Source organism: Pseudomonas sp. TE12508, from assembly GCF_056279485.1.
The window spans coordinates 15,475-29,760 of the sequence record NZ_JBWCCN010000023.1 but is presented as its reverse complement, the minus strand read 5'-3'; the positions used below and the strand labels follow the sequence as shown (position 1 = coordinate 29,760).

General features: G+C 59.9%; 11 protein-coding genes. 4 read left to right on the top strand and 7 right to left on the bottom strand.

Annotated features, from left to right (window positions below; genetic code table 11):
• Positions 1-15 precede the first annotated feature (15 nt).
• Complete coding sequence (locus ACZ9IM_RS26970; protein ID WP_427625962.1) at positions 16-1,029, top strand: AraC family transcriptional regulator; 1,014 nt, start codon at positions 16-18, stop codon at positions 1,027-1,029.
• A 126-nt stretch (positions 1,030-1,155) separates the two neighbouring features.
• Here ACZ9IM_RS26970 and ACZ9IM_RS26965 read toward each other — a convergent pair whose 3' ends face one another.
• The 4 genes from ACZ9IM_RS26965 to ACZ9IM_RS26950 form a co-directional block, all read right to left on the bottom strand.
• Entirely contained in the window at positions 1,156-1,515 is a 360-nt protein-coding gene (locus ACZ9IM_RS26965; RefSeq protein ID WP_427625961.1) for a DUF6124 family protein, read from the bottom strand.
• 459 nt (positions 1,516-1,974) lie between these two features.
• Positions 1,975-3,321: an ATP-binding protein gene (locus tag ACZ9IM_RS26960; RefSeq protein WP_476225446.1), complete on the bottom strand. Its 1,347-nt coding sequence runs from the start codon at positions 3,319-3,321 to the stop codon at positions 1,975-1,977.
• Positions 3,318-3,995 (bottom strand): response regulator, encoded by a 678-nt coding sequence (locus ACZ9IM_RS26955; RefSeq protein WP_476225445.1) that lies wholly within the window; start codon positions 3,993-3,995, stop codon positions 3,318-3,320. The genes ACZ9IM_RS26960 and ACZ9IM_RS26955 overlap by 4 nt, the downstream gene beginning before the upstream one ends.
• A gap of 189 nt (positions 3,996-4,184) precedes the next feature.
• On the bottom strand, positions 4,185-4,787 hold the full coding sequence (locus ACZ9IM_RS26950; protein ID WP_052966606.1) for a hypothetical protein: 603 nt from the start codon (positions 4,785-4,787) through the stop codon (positions 4,185-4,187).
• Positions 4,788-4,934: 147 nt separating this feature from the next.
• Between ACZ9IM_RS26950 and ACZ9IM_RS26945 the strand changes: the two genes are divergently transcribed.
• Positions 4,935-5,726, top strand: a complete 792-nt coding sequence (locus tag ACZ9IM_RS26945; protein ID WP_476225444.1) for a dienelactone hydrolase family protein — start codon at positions 4,935-4,937, stop codon at positions 5,724-5,726.
• A 167-nt stretch (positions 5,727-5,893) separates the two neighbouring features.
• The gene (locus ACZ9IM_RS26940; protein WP_476225442.1) at positions 5,894-6,619 is read left to right on the top strand and encodes a 4'-phosphopantetheinyl transferase family protein; all 726 of its coding nucleotides are present in this window, start codon (positions 5,894-5,896) and stop codon (positions 6,617-6,619) included.
• Positions 6,620-6,764: 145 nt separating this feature from the next.
• Here ACZ9IM_RS26940 and ACZ9IM_RS26935 read toward each other — a convergent pair whose 3' ends face one another.
• On the bottom strand, positions 6,765-8,375 hold the full coding sequence (locus tag ACZ9IM_RS26935) for an ATP-binding protein (protein ID WP_008071764.1): 1,611 nt from the start codon (positions 8,373-8,375) through the stop codon (positions 6,765-6,767).
• Positions 8,372-9,094 (bottom strand): response regulator, encoded by a 723-nt coding sequence (locus ACZ9IM_RS26930; protein WP_427625958.1) that lies wholly within the window; start codon positions 9,092-9,094, stop codon positions 8,372-8,374. The genes ACZ9IM_RS26935 and ACZ9IM_RS26930 overlap by 4 nt, the downstream gene beginning before the upstream one ends.
• Positions 9,095-9,829: 735 nt before the next feature.
• On the opposite strand from ACZ9IM_RS26930, the gene ACZ9IM_RS26925 reads away from it, so the two are divergent.
• Positions 9,830-12,724 (top strand): ribonucleoside-diphosphate reductase subunit alpha, encoded by a 2,895-nt coding sequence (locus ACZ9IM_RS26925; RefSeq protein WP_123495860.1) that lies wholly within the window; start codon positions 9,830-9,832, stop codon positions 12,722-12,724.
• Positions 12,725-12,972: 248 nt separating this feature from the next.
• Here the strand turns inward: ACZ9IM_RS26925 and flgE are convergent, their stop codons facing one another.
• Positions 12,973-14,286 carry a flagellar hook protein FlgE gene (gene flgE, locus ACZ9IM_RS26920; protein ID WP_476225441.1) on the bottom strand — a complete coding sequence of 438 codons (1,314 nt, stop codon included), beginning with the start codon at positions 14,284-14,286 and terminating at the stop codon, positions 12,973-12,975.

The window sequence follows — 14,286 nt, the reverse complement described above, 5'->3', positions numbered from 1 at the left end:
ACGGACCTGCCCCCTATGCGCGAACGCACCATCGCCAGCCATTTCGCCCGCGCCGCCCTCGGTGGCGCGTGTCGGCATGGCTACGACTATTCAAGTCTTTTGCAGCAACTGGGGATCAGCCCCGAGTTGCTCGAGGAGCCGCGCGCCCGAATCGCGCCCGAGCAGTTCGCCCGATTGATCCAAGGGCTGTGGCTGGCCCTGGACGACGAATACCTGGGCTTCGGGCAGGCCCCGAGCAAACCCGGCAGCTTCGCGATGATGTGCCACGCGGTGATCCACTGCCGCACGCTGGAGAAAGCGCTCAATCGCGGCTTATTGTTTTACAGCCTGTTCCCCGGTGCGCCGCGTCTGACGCTGAGCCGCGAAGGCGACAGGGTTCGCCTGAGCCTGGACGATTCGCCGCTGTGGGATCCGGACCACTTCCTCAGCGAAAGCCTGTTGGTGATCTGGCATCGGTTCGGCAGTTGGCTGATCGGCCAGCGCATTCGTCTGGAGCAGGCTACGTTCAGCTACCCGAGGCCCGAACATGGGGCCGAATACGACTTGCTGTTTTCCTGCCCGCTGAGCTTTTCCACCGTAAAGAGCACGACGGCGCAAAGCAGTCTGCTGTTTCACAGTCGCTACCTGAACATGCCGCTGTTACAGGACGAACGAACCCTCAAGCACTTTCTCGAGCGCTCCCCCGCCGACCTGCTATCGCGCCCCGACGAAGGCGACAGCCTGAGCAGCCAGCTGCGGCGCTTGCTCAGCCGCGACAGCGCGCGCTGGCCAGACCTGGAAGCCGTGGCCGCACACCTGCACATCAGCCCGCAAACCTTGCGGCGGCATTTGCGCGAAGAAGGCACGAGTTTTCAGGAATTGAAGGACCAGTTGCGGCGGGACATTGCGATTTATCACCTGGGGCGCGCGGATCTGTCGTTGCAACAGATAGCCGAACAGCTGGGGTTTTCCGAGCCGTCGGCGTTTCACCGGGCGTTCAAGAAATGGACCGGCCTTACGCCTGGGGCTTATCGCGCTCAGGAGAACTGAGTTCTAGTGATCGTTCCCACGCTCCGCGTGGGAATGCAGCCCGGGACGCTCCGCGTCCCTTCCAGAGCCGAACGCAGAGCGTCCGTTGAGGCATTCCCACGCAGAGCGTGGGAACGATCATCCTCGCTAGCCTCGCGGATCGAAGTTATCCAGCACCCGATTCACGGCCAGCTCCCCGAGCATGACCACGGATTGAATCCCCAACATCATGTTGCGATGTGGCATGTCCATCAATCCGGCGAACTCGCTGAGCATCATGCTGGCTGATGCCAGGGATTCGCAGGCGTTGACCAGCAGGGTTTCGTTATCGACCTCGGTGCCGACATGGTAAATGGTGCTGGGCTTTCGCTTGGTGTCTTTGGGAATGTCCGGTTTGAGGTAGTAATCGAGGGCGCGGTCGGCGGCTTCGTTGAGTTTTTTCGAATCGAGGGATTCGTAGGGGGATGCTGGATCGGTTTCAGGTGGGTTGGGTGTAGGTTTGAACATGGCGAAACTCCGTGATTGATTGAGCCGCCACGACCTATCGCTAAACAAGTAAAGGTGGCGGCTGTACGCAGGTTAGCGATCCGGGTCACAGAAACCCCGGGTAGACTCGAAGGTCTCCCACGCACAGCCACCATTACGCGAATTGCAGGCACTAAAAACTGCAATCAGAACTTGGGCGCTTTTGCGTCTGTGTATGGGATCGGATCGCTAAACCCGATCGCTGATTCGTCAGCGACCGGCAAAGGATAGAGCCCGCGCCCCAGGCGCACTAGCCGGCGGATTCTGGCGTAGTCGTAGGCAGCGGCGCAAGGATGTGTAGCCTGAGTGAGTGTCTGGAGATGTGTTTTAAACACCGTTGTTTATGATCGTTCCCACGCTCCGCGTCCCTTTCCAGAGCTGGAACGCGGAGCGTCCCTTGAGGCATTCCCACGCGGAGCGTGGGAACGATCAGTGACAGGATCAAACCACCGGAAAATGAATCCGGAACGCCGCCCCGCCCATTGGCGAATCCCCCAGCGTCAGCTTGGCGCTGTAGCTTTCGATGATGTCCTTGACCACCGCCAACCCGATCCCCTGCCCCGGATGCTGACGATCAAGCCGTTCGCCCCGCTGCAGAATCCGCGCACGCTGATCCGGTGGCACGCCAGGCCCGTCGTCTTCGACGCACAACTCAATCCCGCTGAGGGTTTCGCGCACGCTGATACGCACTTCGCCGAGGCACAGGCGATAGGCGTTTTCCAGCAGGTTGCCCATCATTTCCAGCAAGGCGCCTTGTTCGATCGGCACGTAACACTGCTCCGGCAGATCGAAAGCGACCCGCACCTGTTTGTCGCGGTAGACCTTGTCCAGGGTGTCGCAGAGGCTTTGCAACACCGGGCGCAGACGCACCTGGTGACGCACCAGACCGCTTTTGCGCAGGCTCGCGCGCTGCAGTTGATAGCCGATCTGCTGGCTCATGCGTTCGATCTGGGTTTGCAGCACCCAGGCCTGCTCGCGCTCTTGCGGCTTTTGCGCCATGTCTTCGCTGACCCCTTGCAATACCGTCAGCGGGGTTTTCAGGCTGTGGGCCAGGTCGTCGAGGGAATCGCGGTAACGGCTGCGCTGCTCGCGTTCGCTGTGCAACAAGCGGTTGAGCGAGCCGGTCAGGCGCAGCAATTCACGCGGGTGTTGTTCGCTGAGGCTTTCCCGGGTGCCGCTTTCGATCTGGTCCAGCTCCTGGCTCAGCCGGCGCAACGCCTGCAAGCCCCAGGTCAGGCCGATCCACAGCAAGGCGAGCAACACCAGCAAGGCTGCGCCAAAGCCCAGATAAAGGTTTTCCCGCAGGCCTTCGAGGGTGATTTCGTATTCGCGCACCGGTTGCAGGGCAACGATGCTGAACGCCGCACTTTTGCCACCCAGCAGTTTGACCTCGACGTCATAGACGAAGAACTCTTCGCCATTGGCTTCGCGAATCCTTGCGAACTCATTACCGCGTCCGTCGTAACGCGGTTTGTAGTTGATCTTCTCCTCCTGGGTGGCTTTCGAGCGCCAGACCAGATGACCTTCGCGGTCATAGATGTAGCCGAGCAAACGGCTGTCGGTGAGGTTGAAGCGCTCGTCGGGCAACTGCGCCGGCATCTGCAGGGTGTTGTTTTCCACCCGCGCGGCGGAGATCAGCGTGGTGACATCCGACGCCAGGCGCTGCTCGATGGAATCCTGCAACGCCAGGCTGAACGCGCCCTGCATCGCCGGCAGCAACGCCAGCATGAACAACACTGCCAGGATGGTGGCGGCGAGCATCAACCGAACGCGAAGGGAACGAATCAAGTGCAGCGCTCATTGAACAGGTAGCCAAGGCCACGCACGGTATCGATCGGTTTGAAGCCGGCCGGGCCTTCGAGTTTGCGGCGCAAGCGGCCGACCAGCACTTCGATCACATTCGGATCGCGCTCGCCGTCATCCGGGTAGAGCTGCTCCATCAAGCGGTCCTTGGCCACCACTTGCTGGTGATGCCGCATTAGGTACTCGAGGATTCGGTATTCGTAGGCGGTCAACGCCAGCGGTTGTTCATCGAGGGAGGCCGGCTTGCGGTTGAGGTCCAGCAGCAAGGGGCCGGCAACGATGGTCGACTGGGTGAAACCGCTGGAGCGGCGCAGCAAGGCATTGAGCCGGGCGTCCAGCTCTTCGAACTGGAACGGCTTGACCACGTAATCGTCGGCACCGGCGGCGAGGCCTTCGACTTTGTCCTGCCAGTTGCCGCGCGCGGTGAGGATCAGGATCGGAAAGGTTTTGCCCCGGGAGCGCAATTGACGAATCAGATCGAGCCCGCCCATGCCCGGCAGACCGAGGTCGATCACCGCCAGGTCATGGTTGAATTGCTCGGCCTGGTACAACGCTTCCTCGGCGTTGGCCACGGATTCGACCACGTGGCCGCTATCGGTCAGGCGGGTTTGCAGGTGATGGCGCAATAGCGCTTCATCTTCGACGACCAGCAATTTCATAACGCTCTCCTGGGCAAATCAACATCTCCAAAGACAAACTTCAATGGCTGACAAGGCGACCTGTGGGAGCGAGCCTGCTCGCGATAGCGGTGGGTCAGCCAATATTAATGCTGAAGGTACCGCCGTCATCGCGAGCAGGCTCGCTCCCACAGGTTGCGCGGCTTAACCGACTGGCCGCGAAACGTTTTTTTAGAAAGCGTAGTTGGCGGACAGGTAGGTCTGGGCGCTGCTGGTCAAGTCCAGCGAACCCTGTTTGCTGCCGCCGCGCTCGCTCATCTCGGTGCTGGCGTTGCTGCGCAGGTAACGGTAACCCAGCTCGACCGAGGTGTTTTGCGAAACTTGCTGCAGTACACCGACCTGGCCGCCAATGGCGTAACCGATATCGCTGTCGCGGCTGAAGCCTGGCGAATCCTGGGTCAGTTTGGTCAAACCAGCCGTGGCACCGCCGAACAGTTTGGTGCTGCCGCCCACCGGGTAGAACAGATCGTAGCTGCCCAGCAGGTTTTCCTGACGCAGTTTAATGCCATTGTGCGAGCCCGATACGTTGTCGTAAGTGGCGTAGTAGCGGCCCTTGCTGTCTTGCTGGCCCAGACGCACGCCCCAGGTGTTGTCCTTGCCAATCACCCCGTCGGCGTTCGGGTGGTTGAGGTTGTCGTTCAGGGCGCTGGATTTTTTAACCTTGTCGCTGGTCTGGCCAAAGGTCAGGCCGGCGAAATTGGTGGTGTCGGCGTGGGCCGCCACACTGGCGCCCATCATGGTGAAAGCCAGAAGCAGTTTTTTAAAAGTAGTCATTGGGGAGTTTCCTCATGCGCTATGTGCTTTTTGGGTACGGGGCAAGGTTACTGACCCCTCCCTGTACTGCCCCTGAACGCACTCTGAACCTGAGCTGAATCAAATCGACTACGCTGTTCTCACGATTACTAATATGGAGATTTGATCATGCGTGTGTTCCTCGCCCTCGTGTTACTGGCTCTGAGCGGGGTCAGCCAGGCCGCCATCCAGACCCAGGAAATTCCCTACCAGAGTGCCGACGGCACCAAGCTGATCGGCTATTACGCCTACGACGACGCCATCAAAGGCCCGCGCCCGGGCGTGGTGGTAGTGCATGAGTGGTGGGGCCTCAACGACTACGCCAAGCGCCGCGCCCGTGATCTGGCCGGTCTGGGCTACAGCGCGCTGGCGATTGACATGTTTGGCGACGGCAAGAACACCGAACACGCCAAGGACGCCATGGCCTTCATGCAAGCGGCATTGAAAGACAGTGCAGCGGCCAGCGAGCGGTTTCAGGCCGGGCTCGACTTGCTGAAGAAACAACCGCAAACCGATCCGAATAAACTGGCGGCCATCGGCTATTGTTTCGGCGGTAAGGTGGTGCTGGATGCGGCGCGTCAAGGCGTGCCGCTAGCGGGCGTGGTGAGTTTCCACGGCGCCCTGGTGACCAATACGCCAGCGACGCCTGGCAGCGTGAAGGCGAAAGTCCTGGTGGAGCATGGCGCCCTGGACAGCATGGTCACGGCGGAAAACGTGGCAGCGTTCAAGACGGAAATGGACAAGGCCAAAGCCGACTACACGTTCGTCACCCTCGAAGGCGCCAAGCATGGGTTCAGCAATCCCGAGGCGGATCGCCTGAGCCACGGTGACCATGGCGGGCCGGACATTGGTTACAGCAAGACCGCGGATGAGAAGTCCTGGGCGGACATGCAGGCGTTTTTCAAGAAGATATTTGGCTGACACAATGATCGTTCCCACGGTCCCCGTGGGAATGCCGCCCGGGACGCTCCGCGTCCCTTCGACGGTGTGACGCAGAGCGTCACTGGATGCGTTCCCACGCAGAGCGTGGGAACGATCAAGCTCCCAGCTACTACCCAGCCTCAAGGCAACCCGGCAAAATGCCCGTCATGAATCCCGTCCCCGCCCTACCCGTCTGCTGCACCCCACTCGACGCCCATTGGCCGCTGCCGTTTGTGCTGCCCGATACGGTCCTGTTGGGTACCCACTTCGATACCAGGCAACTGGCCAGTGATGATTTCCAGCGCAGCGCCATCGATCCGCCTGCGAGCATCCAGCGTTCGGTCGCCAAGCGCCAGGCCGAGTTTCTCGCCGGGCGAGTCTGCGCTCGGGCGGCGTTGCAACAACTGGAAGGGCTGAGCTTCATTCCCGCCATCGGCGAAGACCGCGCACCGGTATGGCCGGCGCACATCACCGGCTCGATCACCCACAGCACTGGCCGGGCCGCAGCAATAGTCGCGAACAAGGCGCACTGGCGCGGATTGGGAATGGACCTGGAAAACCTGCTCGACGCAGAGCGCGCCGAACGCCTGGCCGGGGAAATTCTCACCGGGCCTGAAATGCAGCGCATGGCTGCCGGGGCTGGCGATCAATTGGCAATGCTGGTGACGCTGACGTTTTCGGTGAAGGAGAGCCTGTTCAAGGCGCTCTACCCTATCGTGCAGAAGCGCTTCTATTTCGAACACGCCGAAGTGCTGGAGTGGAGCGCGGGCGGCGAAGTGCGGTTGCGCTTGCTGACTGACCTGTCCAGTGAATGGCGTCACGGCACTGAGCTGGATGCGCAGTTTGCGGTGATGGATGGGCAGTTGTTGAGTCTGGTCAGTATCAAGGCCTGAGGATGTGTAGCGGTCATTCTGGCCTCATCGCGAGCGGGCTCGCTCCCACAGTTGATCTCTGTTGTTCACAAAATTGTGTGTTCACAGGCGATCCAATGTGGGAGCGAGCAGGCTCGCGATGAGGCCCTCAAATACACTTACAATCTCACCGCCGCTCCTGATTCCTCGGCCAGCTCAAACTGAAACAGGCCCCGCCCAGGCTTTTGCTTTTGCCGATCAATGCTCGCCCGTCATGCCAATGGATGATTCGCCGCACAATCGATAACCCCAACCCATGCCCGCCCGAAGCGCGAGTGCGGCTGTCATCGAGGCGCAGGAACGGGGTGAAGATTTTCTCCCACGCCGTTTCCGGCACGCCCGGCCCGTCATCCTCGACATCCACCCGACAGCGCTGCTGCCCAACCTGATAACTGACGGTCACCCGTGAGTGGGCGTGGCGCATGGCATTGCTCACCAGGTTCTGCAACGCCCGGTGCAGGTAGCGTGGCTCGGCCTCGACCCAGGCGTCGTCGCAATCAGCGGCCGACAGGCACAAACCGCGCTGCACCGTGACCTCGGCGCGCAACGGCGCCAGTTCTTCGATCACCTGATTGACCAACGCATCCAGATCGATCCGCTGAAAATTCAGCGCCGGCGAACCCTGCTCCAGCCGCGCATAGGTGAGCATCTCGTCGACCAGCCGATCGAGGTCCTCGATGTCGTGGTCCATCCCTTCGCGGTATTTTTCCAGCGCCTCAGGCGTGGTGGCCGAGCCGATCATCTCCAGGCCAAAACGCAAACGCGCCACCGGCGTGCGCAGTTCATGGGACACGGCGCGCACCAGTTCTCGCTGAATCGCCAACAATTGCTGCAAGTGCTCGGCCATGCCGTTGAACGCCGAAGCCAGACGCCCCACCGAGTCCGCGCCGCGTGCCGGCACGCGGGTTTCCAGGCTGCCCTTGGCGATGCGCGTGGCAGCGGCTTCCAGCCCGCGCAAACGGCGCTCCAGTTGACGCACCAACAGATAGACGATCAAACCGATAAGGCTCAGGCCAAGGGCCGCAATCAGCACCAGCCACTCGGGCGGGTAAGGATTCATTTGATACAGCGGTCCGATTTCCAGTACCCACGGCGTACCGACCATGCCGGCAAACACCCGAATGGAATCGCCGCCCTTGCCCAGCGCCATCACCGTGTCGCCTTCGGATACGCGGCGGCTCTGATCTTCGTCCATGTCGGCCTGATCGATCGTGACCAGCCGCAGATCAAAGCCGAAACCCTTCTCTTCCTTTAACTGCGCCAGACGCTTGGGCTGCTCGGCCACCGGGTAGCGCACCAGTTCATCGGCCAACAGGTAAATGGTCGCTCGCGCCAGTTGCTCGCTGATCTGCTGGACTTCCCCGGTGAGCACCAGTTGTTCCTTGTCGCTGACCAAGCGGTAAACCTTTGCCGCGTGCGGGCCGGTCTGCTCCACCAGTGCCTGACCGCGCAGCACGCGGGTGCGCTGGGTCAGGTCGAGGTCGGTCTGGGGGAATGTCTTCAGCGCCAACGGAATCCCGAGCAAGCGCTCCCACACCAGCAAGGCCCGGTGACGCTCGGTTTCGTTCATCGGTTGCAGGTTGTCGGCCATCAACGAGAACGTGCCGTGGGCCAGACGCTCGCGGTATTGCTCGCTGCGCACCTGGTTAAGCAGGTGTAAGGCCAGCACGCCGAGCACGGCCACCAGAATCAGCGCCGCGCACATACCGCCATAAATGCGCAGGAAGATCGAGTTCACAGCGACAAGTCTGCGCAGGCTTCGGGAACGAACAGATAGCCTTTGCTGCGGATGGTTTTGATCAGCCGCGGATGCTCCGGGTCATCGCCGATCTTCGGGCGGATGCGTGAGATGCGCACGTCGATGGAACGGTCCTGGCCGTCATAACCGATACCGCGCAGCGCGGTGAATATTTCTTCGCGAGACAGAATACGCCCGGCGTTGGCCACCAGTAGCCAGAGCAAATCGAACTCGGCGCTGGTCAACTCGATGCCTTTGTCATGCAGCCAGGCCTCGCGCAACGCGTTGTCCACCACCAACGGGCCGAACTGCAGACGCCGCTGTTTTTCCGGGGCTGCTTCAGGCGCTTCGCTACGCCGCAACAAGGCCTGGATGCGCGCCAGCAGCAGGCGTGGGCGAACCGGTTTGCAGACGTAGTCATCAGCGCCGAGGTCGAGGCCGAGGATCTGATCGGTGTCATCGGTGCGTGCGGTGAGCATCAGGATCGGGCCGTCATACTTGTCGCGAACCTTGCGGCAAATGCTCAAGCCGTCTTCACCAGGGAGCATCAGGTCGAGGATTACCAGGTCCGGTTTCTCCTTGATGATGCGTGCCGCGGCAAGGGCGCCGTTGCCCTCAATCGAGACGCGCAGGCCATTGGCTTCGAGGTAGTCGCGGGTCAGTTCGGCCAGACGCTGGTCGTCCTCGACAATCAATACCTGCCAGACTTCTTGCTCCACGGTGACCTCTGCTTGCCAACATCACTTTAAAAGGAAGGATCCGCCCGTCTTTTTGTAATGATTGGGGAGGATAAGAATGCATCTGCATTGGCCGATTGTATAAACGGCGCACGTCTGGAACACAAGCGGGTAAATGCGTTCGGACCCAGCGGTTTTTTGTGATAGGGTTCGCGCCCTTAAAAATCCGAATGACTGATTTCAATCGCTGAAAATCAGTGAAAAACGGTCCGCTCCAGCTAGGTCGCGGCCTACACGCTCGTTCCACCTTTCACACACAATTTACGCACAGGTTTATCCACAGGTAGTACGTTGCAACACCCTCAAAAACGCATTATCTTGTACCTCGGCGCTAAAAAAACCCTACATGTAGGGTTTTAGCTTAAAAGCCCAACCACATTTCAGACCAGAAACTCAAGCGCTTTATTGCCTGTTTATGGTTGAACCAAGCACGATTTTACAAGCCCAAACCGCATGCGCGGATGGCACCGTTTTTTCAGGCCAGAACAGCCAGAACGGTACGGGTGTTGCAGTCAAAACTGGCACCCCAGAAAGGAATCCGGTTTCGAGCCCTGGCTCGCGGCCAAAGACTTCGGCAAGGAAGCGGCATCATTAGCCTTTTCCTACTGTCCCGAAGTTGTTATGCCCGACGCCACGTCGGTTGTAGTGCTTCAGGACAGAACGGTGGGCACCGTGATGGTGCCCAAACAAACATAGAGAATGTGGAGACAACCCCCCATGCAAACCGACACAACTCGCGAGAACCCGCAGGGCACCTTGCCGCAGGCCGCCGATTCGAATTCGGATCTGTCCGCCACCGCGCCTGGCCAACTGCGCGTGATCAAGCGAAACGGGACTGTCGTTCCTTACACCGATGACAAAATCACCGTCGCCATCACCAAAGCGTTTCTTGCAGTTGAAGGCGGCACCGCTGCCGCTTCGTCGCGCATCCACGACACCGTTGCCCGCCTGACCGAACAAGTCACCGCCACCTTCAAGCGTCGCATGCCATCGGGCGGCACCATCCACATCGAAGAAATCCAGGACCAGGTCGAACTGGCCCTGATGCGTGCCGGCGAGCAGAAAGTTGCCCGCGACTACGTGATCTACCGCGACGCCCGTTCCAAGGAACGCGCTGTACGCGCCCCTGCCGAGGACGCGGTACAGGCTCACCCGTCGATCCGCATCACCCGCGCCGATGGCAGCCTTGCACCTCTGGACATGGGTCGTCTGAACACCATCGTCACTGAAGCGTGCGAAGGTCTGGAAGAAGTCGACGGCGACCTGATCCAGCGCGAAACCCTGAAGAACCTGTACGACGGCGTGGCCCTGACCGACGTCAACACTGCTCTGGTGATGACCGCCCGTACGCTGGTCGAGCGTGAGCCGAACTACTCGTTCGTGACCGCCCGCCTGCTGATGGACACCCTGCGTGCCGAAGGCCTGAATTTCCTGGGCGTCGCCGAGAGCGCGACTCACCACGAAATGGTCGATCTGTACGCCAAGGCTCTGCCGGCGTACATCGCCAAAGGTATCGAATTCGAATTGCTGAACCCGGTTCTGGCGTCCTTCGACCTGGAAAAACTCGGCAAGGCAATCAACCACGAGCGCGATCAGCAGTTCACGTACCTGGGCCTGCAAACCCTGTACGACCGTTACTTCATCCACAAGGATGGCGTGCGTTTCGAACTGCCGCAGATTTTCTTCATGCGCGTGGCCATGGGCCTGGCAATCGAAGAAAAGAACAAAGAAGACCGTGCGATCGAGTTCTACAACCTGTTGTCGTCCTTCGACTACATGTCGTCGACCCCGACCCTGTTCAACGCCGGCACCCTGCGTCCACAGCTGTCGAGCTGCTACCTGACCACCGTGCCGGATGACCTGTCGGGCATCTACCACGCGATCCACGACAACGCCATGCTGTCGAAATTCGCTGGCGGCCTGGGTAATGACTGGACGCCGGTTCGTGCGCTGGGCTCGTACATCAAGGGCACCAACGGCAAATCCCAGGGCGTTGTACCGTTCCTGAAAGTAGTGAACGACACCGCCGTCGCCGTTAACCAGGGTGGCAAGCGCAAAGGCGCTGTGTGTGCCTACCTGGAAACCTGGCACATGGACATCGAGGAGTTCATCGAACTCCGTAAGAACACCGGTGATGACCGTCGTCGTACCCACGACATGAACACTGCCAACTGGATCCCTGACCTGTTCATGAAGCGTGTCTTCGATGACGGCCCGTGGACCCTGTTCTCGCCATCCGAAGTGCCGGATCTGCACGACCTGACCGGCAAGGCTTTCGAAGAGCGTTACGAGTACTACGAAGCCCTGTCCCAGTACCCGGGCAAGATCAAGCTGTTCAAGACCATTCAGGCCAAAGACCTGTGGCGCAAAATGCTGTCCATGCTGTTTGAAACCGGCCACCCATGGCTGACCTTCAAAGACCCGTGCAACCTGCGCAGCCCGCAGCAGCACGTGGGCGTGGTTCACAGCTCGAACCTGTGCACCGAGATCACCTTGAACACCAACAAGGACGAGATCGCCGTTTGCAACCTGGGTTCGATCAACCTGCCGAACCACATCACCAACGGCAAGCTGGACACAGCCAAGCTGGAACGCACCGTGAACACCGCTGTTCGCATGCTCGATAACGTTATCGACATCAACTACTACTCGGTGCCACAAGCGAAGAACTCCAACTTCAAGCACCGTCCGGTCGGTCTGGGCATCATGGGCTTCCAGGACGCTTTGTACCTGCAGCACATCCCTTACGGTTCCGACGCTGCCGTCGAGTTCGCCGACAAGTCGATGGAAGCGGTCAGCTACTACGCGATCCAGGCCTCCTGCGACCTGGCCGATGAGCGCGGCGCCTACGAGACGTTCCAGGGTTCGCTGTGGTCCAAAGGCATCCTGCCGCTGGATTCGCAACAGATCCTGATCGAGCAACGTGGCCAGAAGTACATCGACGTTGACCTGAACGAATCCCTGGACTGGGCACCGGTTCGCGCCCGTGTGCAGAAAGGCATTCGTAACTCCAACATCATGGCCATCGCACCGACCGCGACCATCGCCAACATCACTGGCGTGTCGCAGTCGATCGAACCGACCTACCAGAACCTCTACGTGAAATCGAACCTGTCGGGCGAATTCACCGTGATCAACCCGTACCTGGTTCGCGACCTGAAGGCTCGCGGTCTGTGGGACTCGGTCATGATCAACGACCTGAAGTACTACGACGGTTCGGTGCAGCAGATCGAGCGCATCCCGCAAGAACTCAAAGAGCTCTATGCAACTGCGTTCGAAGTGGACACCAAGTGGATCGTTGACGCGGCAAGCCGTCGTCAGAAGTGGATCGATCAGGCCCAATCGCTGAACCTGTACATCGCCGGCGCTTCGGGCAAGAAGCTGGACGTGACCTACCGCATGGCCTGGTACCGTGGTCTGAAAACCACCTACTACCTCCGTGCCCTGGCCGCGACCAGCACCGAGAAGTCGACCATCAACACCGGTAAGCTGAACGCTGTTTCCAGCGGCGGCAACCACGGTGACGACTCGGTCCTGGCAGCTCCTGCCGGCCCTGCTCCAGTGCCGAAGGCGTGCGCCATCGACGAGCCGGATTGCGAAGCTTGCCAATAAGCTGAGCCGGTGAGCGCTGAAAGGCGCTTACCTCGATAACCCCCGATGAGCCTCTGGCTTGTCGGGGGTTTTCTTTTGCCTGCTTTAAGTCAAAAGATCGCAGCCTCGCTTCGCTCGACAACTCCTATAGGGATCGCATGTCAATGTAGGAGCTGTCGAGCGAAGCGAGGCTGCGATCTGTATCTACCACCCACAAAAAAGCCCCTCTTGCGAGGGGCTCTTTGTGAAACGCTATTCGCTCACCAACATCAGGTCATCTGAATGATGGTCTGCATGATGGTGCTCTGGGTGGAGATGGTCTTGGCGTTTGCCTGGTAGTTGCTCTGGGCTTTGATCAGCTCGACCAATTCGTTGGTCAGGTTGACGTTGGACTCTTCCAGGGAGTTGGACACGACCGAACCCAGAGTGCCGGTTGTCGGCGCATCGACACCCGCCACGCCCGAGGCGAAGGTTTCTTTCCAGCGGGTACCACCGATCGGTTGCAAGCCTTGCTCGTTAGCGAAGCTGGCGACTGCAACCTGGCCGATCGCCTTGGTTTGCTGGTTGCTGAAGTTGGCGGTCATGACGCCGGTGGCGTCGATCGTCAGGCTGGAGATCTGGCCGGTGGCGTAACCATCCTGGAACTGGGCGGTACGAGCGGTTGGCGAGTTGTAAGAAGTGGTCAGCGCCATGTTGAACGCGATACCGCCAGTGGCAGCGACGGAACCGTTCGGGCCCCAGGTCACAGGAGTCGTCGCGGCGTTGGTAATGGTACCTGGCACCCAACCGGTCATTGTCAACGTGTTGCCGGTCTGGGTCCAGCCAGCACCCGCCGTCAGCGCATTGATGCTGCCATCGGAGTTGAAAGTGATGTCGGCGGTAATCGCCACTGGTGGCGTGGTAGCGGGGTTGGCCGGGGAACGACCATCCATGTAGGTGTGGACACGCCAGGCGTTGGTACCCGTTTTCACGTAGTACTGATCCATGGTGTGCTCGTTACCCTGGCTATCGTAGACCTTGGTGGAAATGGTCTTGTTATAGCTGTTGGTATCGGTCGGGCTGAACGTGGCCACGGTCGGTAATGTTTCCGCCGAATTCAGGTTCATCGTCTGATCGACCTTGGTGGTCGGGTTTGGCTTGAGGCTCGACGTATCAATCTTCAAGTCAGTCAACACACCGTTGATGATCTTGCCGTTGGCATCAACGCCATAACCCTGCAAACGGTTGCCGTTGTTATCGACCACATAGTTTTCAGCATCAGTCTTGAACGCACCGGCACGGGTGTAGCTCAGGGAGCCGTTGTCGCTGAGGATGAAGAAGCCGTTGCCCTGGATGCCCATGTCCAGCACGTTGCCGGTGTTGTTCACGTCGCCCTGGCCGAACTGCTGGGAAACGTTGGCCAGACGCACGCCGTTGCCGACGGTCTTGCTGCCGGTACCCAGGCGAGTGGCCGAGTACACGTCTTCGAATTCTGCACGGGAGGATTTGAAACCGGTGGTCGCGACGTTGGCGATGTTGTTGCCGGTCACGTCCAGTTGTTTGTTGGCTGCATAGAGACCGCTAAGGCCGATATTGAAAGACAT

Bases quoted from the DNA above. Each gene is read 5' to 3' on its own strand.
- ACZ9IM_RS26965 (WP_427625961.1), bottom strand. From the start codon at position 1,515: ATGTTCAAACCTACACCCAACCCACCTGAAACCGATCCAGCATCCCCC.
- ACZ9IM_RS26925 (WP_123495860.1), top strand. From the start codon at position 9,830: ATGCAAACCGACACAACTCGCGAGAACCCGCAGGGCACCTTGCCGCAG.
- ACZ9IM_RS26955 (WP_476225445.1), bottom strand. From the start codon at position 3,995: ATGAAATTGCTGGTCGTCGAAGATGAAGCGCTATTGCGCCATCACCTG.
- ACZ9IM_RS26945 (WP_476225444.1), top strand. From the start codon at position 4,935: ATGCGTGTGTTCCTCGCCCTCGTGTTACTGGCTCTGAGCGGGGTCAGC.
- flgE (WP_476225441.1), bottom strand. From the start codon at position 14,286: ATGTCTTTCAATATCGGCCTTAGCGGTCTCTATGCAGCCAACAAACAA.
- ACZ9IM_RS26940 (WP_476225442.1), top strand. From the start codon at position 5,894: ATGAATCCCGTCCCCGCCCTACCCGTCTGCTGCACCCCACTCGACGCC.
- ACZ9IM_RS26970 (WP_427625962.1), top strand. From the start codon at position 16: ATGCGCGAACGCACCATCGCCAGCCATTTCGCCCGCGCCGCCCTCGGT.
- ACZ9IM_RS26950 (WP_052966606.1), bottom strand. From the start codon at position 4,787: ATGACTACTTTTAAAAAACTGCTTCTGGCTTTCACCATGATGGGCGCC.